General features: G+C 53.5%; 1 protein-coding gene. It reads left to right on the top strand.

The window, feature by feature from the left end; translation table 11 throughout:
• Positions 1-412: 412 nt before the first annotated feature.
• On the top strand, positions 413-8,072 hold a 7,660-nt coding region (locus QET40_RS00075; protein WP_280125131.1), incomplete at its 3' end, for an autotransporter-associated beta strand repeat-containing protein.

Below are 8,072 nucleotides of genomic sequence, written 5' to 3'. Positions count from 1 at the left end.
GAGCGTTCCCGTAGGAGTGAACGGCACAATCTTTGCGGAGGCGAACACGGAACTCCGCAGCGGAGCGACCTGGGCGAGCGGCTCGCTGGGTTACCGGTACAACTTCTGATAGGAAGTCGGAAGACAAAGAAAACAGGAGTCCGTCTTTCCCGAAAGGGAGAGGCGGGCTCTTTCTATGTGGAGGTAGAGGAATTTAATAATCCATCCTTTTGCAAGACAAGGAGATATGGCGGTTTGGCAATCCGTTATCAAGGTCAAATTTCTCGCAGGAAATAGCCTCAATTTAGGTTTCTACAATAAATCTTTATTCTGCTTCTTATTGTATTATTATCTATTTGCAATAAATGACTTATTGATACTTATAACGGATTGCCAAACTGTTATTAGAAGACAATATCCAAATTCTTCTACGATGAAACTCAGATTACCCCTCCTTTTGGCAACGGCCGTTATGGCTTGCTATTCCCATGTTTCTGCTGATACGGCAACCGGTTTTAGTGTCAATTTTGTTTCCGTGAATGGTAATCCCATTAGCGGAACTGAAGAAATTGGAGTTGTCGGTTCCGACTTTACCGTTCAGGCCGATAATTGGAATAATATTACGCCATCAGTTGCTAATCAATGGTATAATGTGACGAAGGATAACTCCGGTGCAGCCCTGAGTGGCCTGCGGATTGCTTCGACCAGGGCCATTTCAACGTGGACTGCCGGAGTCAAAGAGACTGAAACCGACAAGCTTCTTTCCAATTACATCGATACCAATTCTACGACCGCCTATACGGTGACGATCGCAGGAGTGCCCTATATTTCTTCGACGGTTTACATCATTATGTCCGGCGACGGAGGAACGTTTACGGCGATGAATGTCAATGGGACGGATTGGACATCCGACGGTACGAATACGGTAGAGGGAAATACGCCGTGGGGGAACCGGGCTGCCAGTCAAGGGGCTTTGACTCCCGGAACGAATACGCTGGTTGTGGAAGGTGTTATTGGAGGAACGATCAAGATCGGCAACGTTTTAAGCGGTTCGGCCCGAGGAACAATGGCGGGACTCCAGGTGGTTGATTCATACCAGGGAACGTATAGATATCGCCTTGTGGAGGCCGACGGCAACTGGAATGGGAATGTATGGGGCAGTAATGCGACGGATCCGGGGACAAATGCCTGGAGCGGGACACGGGAAGCGGCGGTCCTGTATTCCTCCGCTACGGAGAATAGCAGTTACACTTTGTCGTTGGGGAATGGGCAGGTTCATGCGGACGGCATTATTCTGATGCAGGGCAACTTGACACTGGATAGCGGGACGCTTGTCCTGGAGAATGAAAAGGTTATTACGGTTCAGCAGGGAGCTGCTCTGACATTGGGGGGGAATTTAACTCTGGAAAATTTCAACAACGCTTTTGGAGGCTGGGGTACTATTTATTACAATATACTCGGTACGTCCTATAGCTTGAAGGATCTGACTTTCGAAGGGGCTATTATTTTCGGCGACGATAAAGAGGTTACGCTGACGGATTCGGCGCAGGCGGGTCTTTTGCAGACAGGCGATGGCAAGCTGAATTTGGGAGCCTCCGGGACCTATGGCGTTAATGGATTTGCTCTGACAATCGGGGAGAATGCCTGTTCGGGGTTGACGGCTAATGCTGCCGATCAATCCTTGACTCTGTCGGCATCCAGTACCGCTTCAATCACCGGATTGACGGTAAGCGGAGGCAAGCTGGTGATTCCCGGTGATATTAGTTTGTCAGTATTCAATGTTGCCGATAATTGTGAATTTACGCTCGCCGGAACGGGGACTCTTTCCGTACCCGGCGGCAAAACATGGACGGGAGTGACCAGTCATTTTGGAGACGGTACCGGATTATTGTTTGACAGTGATTTAACGTTTAGAACGACCGCATCTACCATTAGTGGCGGAGCCGATTCTCTGGGTATTACCGTCAATGGAAAGACTTCTCTATTTACGACGCTGACCGTGAGTGGAAAACTGACGACGAATACCATGGAAACCAACGGTTCCGGGGCTGTGGGAACACTTGAGGTTGTCCAGGGGGGATATGTCCACTTTTTGGAGCAGATCCAGTTAACCAACTACTCGTTGGGGAATTCCCATTTCAACCTGAACATTTCGGGAGGAACTGTTGTTTCCGATAAAAATCTGACCATGTCCAACGATGGATATTCCATCATCACCCTGACTGCCGGAGAATTGACCGTTAATGGTCTCAAGGTTGGGAGAAACCGTATGCTGACGGGGAACATGGATAACGGGGGCAAAAGCAATGTCGTGAATTTGGGCGATTCTGAGAATGGATGGGCCGGTTCTGGCGTTTTGACGATCGGAGAGGGTGGATTATACGGAATTGAAGCGGGCTTTAAGAAAGGCGACATTGATTTTGCCGCATCTGCCGTGAATCTGGGGCAGGGAACGGTCAAAGCCTCTGCCGATTGGGAAACTGCCAGCAGTTCTCAAGTCTCCGGTTCCGGCAATGTCACATTGCATATGATGAGTACCGCAGGTACGACATTCGATACCAATGGGTATACGATTACGTTGAATCACGGATTGGACGGTGCCGGTAAACTGATCAAGACAGGGGGCGGAACGCTTGTCCTGAATAATCTTGCAGCCCATGAAGGAGGAACGGAATTAAAAGGAGGCTCTCTTAATATTGTCAATGGGAAGGTAGCCGGGAATATTACAGCCGACGGGTCGTCGACTCTCATCGCTGCCGCAACATCGTTTTTGTCTTCCGGCTCCATGACATTGAATGGAGCGACGCTGGATTGGCGCAACGGTTATTTTACCAAGGCCTATGATTTTATTACGGCAACGGGCGGATCGACTGATAATTCTCTTATTCTTACCTTATCAAAGGAACCGGTTTCCCTGTTGGGGACAGCCGATCAGTTCCAGGCCCACTTTTCATCAGTCAAACTGGCTGTGGGAGATCGATTGGAAGCCGGGGATTATGTTCTCGGCGGCGGGTTGACAACAGCCGATCTTTACAAGAACGGAGCTTCGTTGGGATTGTTGAATAATGGAGAGAGCGTGGCGGCCGATTCCTATACAACCCTCACTCTGAACGATAATACGATTCAAGTTTCTCTGAATACGACAGCGCTCGAAGCGGACGGCTATCAAACCATAACCTGGTATGATCAAAGCTGGGGAAGCCAGAATCCTCCCGGATATGCTGTGCCGGAATCGCTGACGGCTTCTTTCAGCCTTTCCGGGCAAACCGATGCCAAATATTTTTATACGGATTCGACGGGATCCGCATCGGCGGCAGTGGTGATTACAGATGCGACGGGAAACAATCTCATCCTGGCCGGCGGCAGGTTGTCCGATGGCTCCGGAGCAACGGACAAGACTGTGACGATTACGAAAAACGTGTGGATGGATGTTCGTGGCGGAGCTTTTCAAATGATTGTCGGAGCCAATGTCAACAGTTGGGGCACCGGTGAAAACAGACCGTTTGTAGGGGATACTCATGTCCAGTTGATTGGTGATACGACGGCCAATCTCGTCATGGGCATGGGACCGGCGTTTGGAGCCAGTATGACGGGGAGTTCCTATATTTACATTGGAGAGAATGCCCAGATTTTAAATGGTTCCGGAGGGTATCTTTCCCATATGAATGGCAATGTTTACGGGGGCGGCTACTCTCCGGACAATGTCAGTGTCAACTTTACCGGGGATACTCATATTACGATTGCCAATGTGCAAACGACCGCGGGTAACGTGTTTGGCGGTTCAACGATGAAAAACACTGCGTCTGCTCTGATTCATGGCGGAAGTACGTACATTACCGTGGATTTGGAGGCCGGCCAATCGGGAATCTTTGCCAAGAATATTTACGGCGGTTCGCATATCGGAGCAGAAGGCGGGGGAAGTCCCAATCTCACCATTAATGGAGATGGTAATATATCGGTCACTGCACCGGCTGATGTGACGTTTTCCGGGGTGATTGCAGGCGGCGGCCTGATTTCGGGAGGCGGCAGTGCTAATGCTCAAGTCAATGTGCTGGGTGATACCCATGTGACGATCGACGGAGGAACGTACAACAATCTTGTTATCGGCGGCGGACACAAGTCCGGCGGTAACGGGACGGTTTCGGTTGGCGGCAATACGAATGTTACGATCAAGTCGGGCACGTTCAGCAACGTGATTTACGGGGGCGGTTCCGGGGCCGGAGCGACGGTAGCCGGCAATACGAATATTGTGGTGACGGGCATCAGTTCTTCCAACCGTATTTTTGGCGGGGGCAATTTGATATCCGTGGGCGGCAATACGTCGGTTTCGGTATCCGGCAGTACGGACAAGCGGTTGATCATTGTCGGCGGCAGCCAGCTTGCCTCGGGGTCGACGGATGTGGGGGTTACCGGTAATACGAATGTCGTGTTCGGCGAAGCCTATGGTGCTGGAACTGATCTGGATGCCGTGGATGCGACCAACCAGGTGATGCGTATTTTCGGTGCCGGGTTGTATGGTGTTGTGTCCGGAGATTCGACCGTAACGTTCAAGAGCGGTACTTTGGTAGGTGAATTGGATGGATCCGGAGTTCCTTTGACGGGAGTCGGTGCCGATCTGGCCGGCGGCGGCTGGGCCGGAGGAGTGACCGGCAATACGACGTTGAATCTGGAGGGTGGCACGATCGACATGAATGCGGCCCGGCTGATTGTGGGCGGCAGCGCCGAGCACGACCGGGGCGTCGGTGGGTCGACGCATGTTTTGATCGGCAAGGATCTGCTGGTTAAGAACAACAACGCGATTTATGGCGGGAACTACGGGAACGGCACGATCGGTGCCGGTACGAACGTGACGATTTCGGGCGTTGCAGCAGGAGACCGCTTCTATGATTACACGGGAACGATTTATGGCGGATCGGCGGGGACGGGTACCGTGACGGGCGACAAAGTCCTGAATCTGGACAATGTATCGGCTCTTCAGGCGAAATTCTCGGGTTTCGACACGATGAACGTGAAGGGCGGGGCGGGGACGACGTCGGTTGTCTCTCTCGGTTCTTCGACGGTGCATGTGGTAACGTCCGGGAGAATCTTGTCGGTAGCGCTGGCTTCGGACGAGAGTATCGCGTCCTTGTCCGGAGCGGGTTCCCTGCTCTTGACGGGAGGGACGCTCGCCGTGACGGGAGCCTCCGACAGTACGGGCGGCATCACCGTCCAGGGAACGGGCTCCGTCCTGAAGGCGCAGGGCGCTTCATCCGTCGGCAAAGGCAGCGTCATGTTGAGCAATGGCGGTACGCTGTTGTTCTCATCGACGGCGTTTGATGTGATGGAGGCCGCGTCGAAAATCACGATAGGCGGTACGGATGCGGCTTCGTCGAAGGGGACGCTGATGTGGGACGGCACGGGCAATGACAAGGATATCTCCGGTTTGCTGGATATCGCCGCCGACAAGGAATTGACGCTGGATACCAACGGCAATGCAGTGACCCTGTCTGAGATCATTTCCTCGGGTAATTTCGTCAAGACCGGAGCCGGGACGCTGACCATGTCGGGTGCCAGTACTTATGCGGGCACGACGACGGTTTCCGACGGAACTTTGAAGGCGGGCCATGTGTCCGGTTTCGGCACGGGTACGGTAGTCCTTGCCGGCGGAACGCTGGATCTGGACGGCAAAGCGGCAGCCAACGGAGTGACGGTATCGGGTACGGCCGTATTGAACGGAGGCTCCGCCTATGCGGGAGTGTTGACGCTTGACGGAGGTACGCTGACGGGTGATGCCGTCAATCTGGCGGAAGGCAAGACGGCTCAGTTGAAGAGTGGTTCGATAGCCAATGTTCTTTCCGGTACGGGCGGGGTTGCCAAGATCGGTGACGGTAGCTCGACCGTTACGCTGAGCGGCGAGAATACCTATTCCGGCAAGACGTCCGTTTCGGGAGGAACCCTGAAGGCCGGACATCTCAAGGCTTTTGGCGAAAGTACCGTTGAACTTTCCGGCGGTACGCTGGAGATGGATGCATTGGCTATTGCCAATGACGTGCAAGCGATCGGAACGGCAACGCTGAATGGAGGCTCCGCCTATGCCGGAGTGATTACTCTGGACGGCGGTACGTTGAGCGGATCCGGGATCAACCTTGCCCAGGCGATGCAGCTGAAGAGCGGCACGATTAATAATGCTTTGTCGGGGACGGCCGGAGTTGTGAAAACAGGCGCCGGCACGGTGAACCTGACCGGTGCGATTACGTATCAGGGAGATACGGTTATTTCGGGCGGTACACTTGCCTATACGGGAGCAGGCCAGTTAACGTTGCACAACATTACGGTAAGCGGCAATTCATCGGTTCTTTCCGCCGGGAACCTGTCAATGGCGAACGGCGCGGTGATTACGTTGAAAATGGATGGCCGCGAGGAGGGGGATGATCCGTTTATTTCCCTGAGCGGTACCTATACGCCTAATTCAGCGAAGACTCTTGTGCTCGATGGCTACGAAAATCTGGCGGCGGGTACCTACAAGCTGTTTGCCGGAGACAATACTCTCTCCTCCTCCGACTTTTCATGGCACTATGCCATGGATCCGAACAAGGCTTACATGCTCTCGATTGTCGATCATGTCCTTCTCATTAGTGTTTCTAACGTGATCGCCTGGACATGGAACGGTACGGAGGGCGATACCTGGAGCGGTTTCAGTCCGGATCATCACGAATGGATACTGGGTGAAGGCGGCTCCCCTGCCGACCGTGGTCCCGATGGACAGGAAGTTTGCTTCATCGGCAACAATACCTATCAGGGAATCCGTACGGTTGATATTGACGGGACAGTCCTTCCTTCGTCGGTTACGGTTGCCAACGAAAGCGGAGACGCAAACAACTTTACCTTCATCAGTAACAACAATGGAGGAATCGGAGGCGATGATGTCTTCTTAAGCAAGAGCGGCGCTGGTCTCCTGACTATTGATCCCAGTGTCCGCAACACCTACGCCGGTGGTTCCCGCCTGTTCGGAGGGATCGTGTCGGTTTCGACGAGCGATGCGTTGGGAACGGGCATGATCGACTTTTTGGGAGGCTCGTTGGAGACGACGGCCAGTATTGTCCTGAGTAATCGGATCGGCAATGATCTTCCGCCGGGAATCTATCAGGATCTTTCTTCCATCAAGCTTCTTCCGGCGGCTGGTACAACGTTGACAATTGATAATACCCGGACCAGTGACACTGAATGGAATGGCTTCCAGTTCGTGTCCCAGTCCAATGGAGACTTGCTGAATAGCTGCGATCTCGAAATCGGATCGGCAACTTCGACGGGTGCTGTCCGGTTGACGAACCTTGTCAACAAGGCCCTCTTCGGCGGAACGGTATCCATTGCTTCCGGCGCATCTCTCGAATTGTCCAATGCCGTGTCAGGGGGAGAGGTGATTGTTTCTTCTCCTCTTGCCGGTATAGCCGGCACCTTGTCCAAGACGGATGATGGGAATCTGTTGTTGCGGGCTCTGTTCGAAGCGGACTCCGTATCGGGCACCATCAGCGCCTTGTCGGGAACGATTAAAATATCCTCGTATGGCATTACCGGAGTTACCGATCGTATCGTGACCGTCGACGGTACGCTTGCTGCGAATAATCTGACGATTTTTGGTGCGGCGGAAACAGCCGTGACGACGGATCATGCGGATCATAGCGCCAACATATCCGTATCCGGCACCCTGACCCTGGGAGGGGAAGGTACCGTCGGGACTTTGAGGATTTCGGGCGGGCGCGTGGATGCTTCAGGAATAGCTCTTTCGGGCAGTTCCGTCTTCGAACTCACCGGTGGTACCCTGAACCTTGGTGCAGGCGGTTTTGCCGGGACGGATGGCACTGTCACGCTGGGGAACGGAACGCTGGCTTCGGCGGAAGGCTGGTCCTCTGCCCATGACCTTGTCCTGGCAGGAACCGGTGCAACCGGAACAACCTTGTCGAATGCTGAGACCGTAACCTTGTCGGGAGCATTGTCCGGCAGCGGAGTCATGACCAAGAGCGGAGCCGGTTCACTTGTGCTGTCCGGCACGAATGAAGGAGACACCCAGTGGGACGGCACCCTGACGGTGACGGAAGGCGTTGTCGAACTGGGTT

Origin of the sequence: Akkermansia sp. N21169 (assembly GCF_029854675.1) — a bacterium.
Classification (GTDB): Bacteria; Verrucomicrobiota; Verrucomicrobiia; order Verrucomicrobiales; family Akkermansiaceae; genus Akkermansia.
This window is presented reverse-complemented; position numbering and strand designations above follow the sequence as displayed.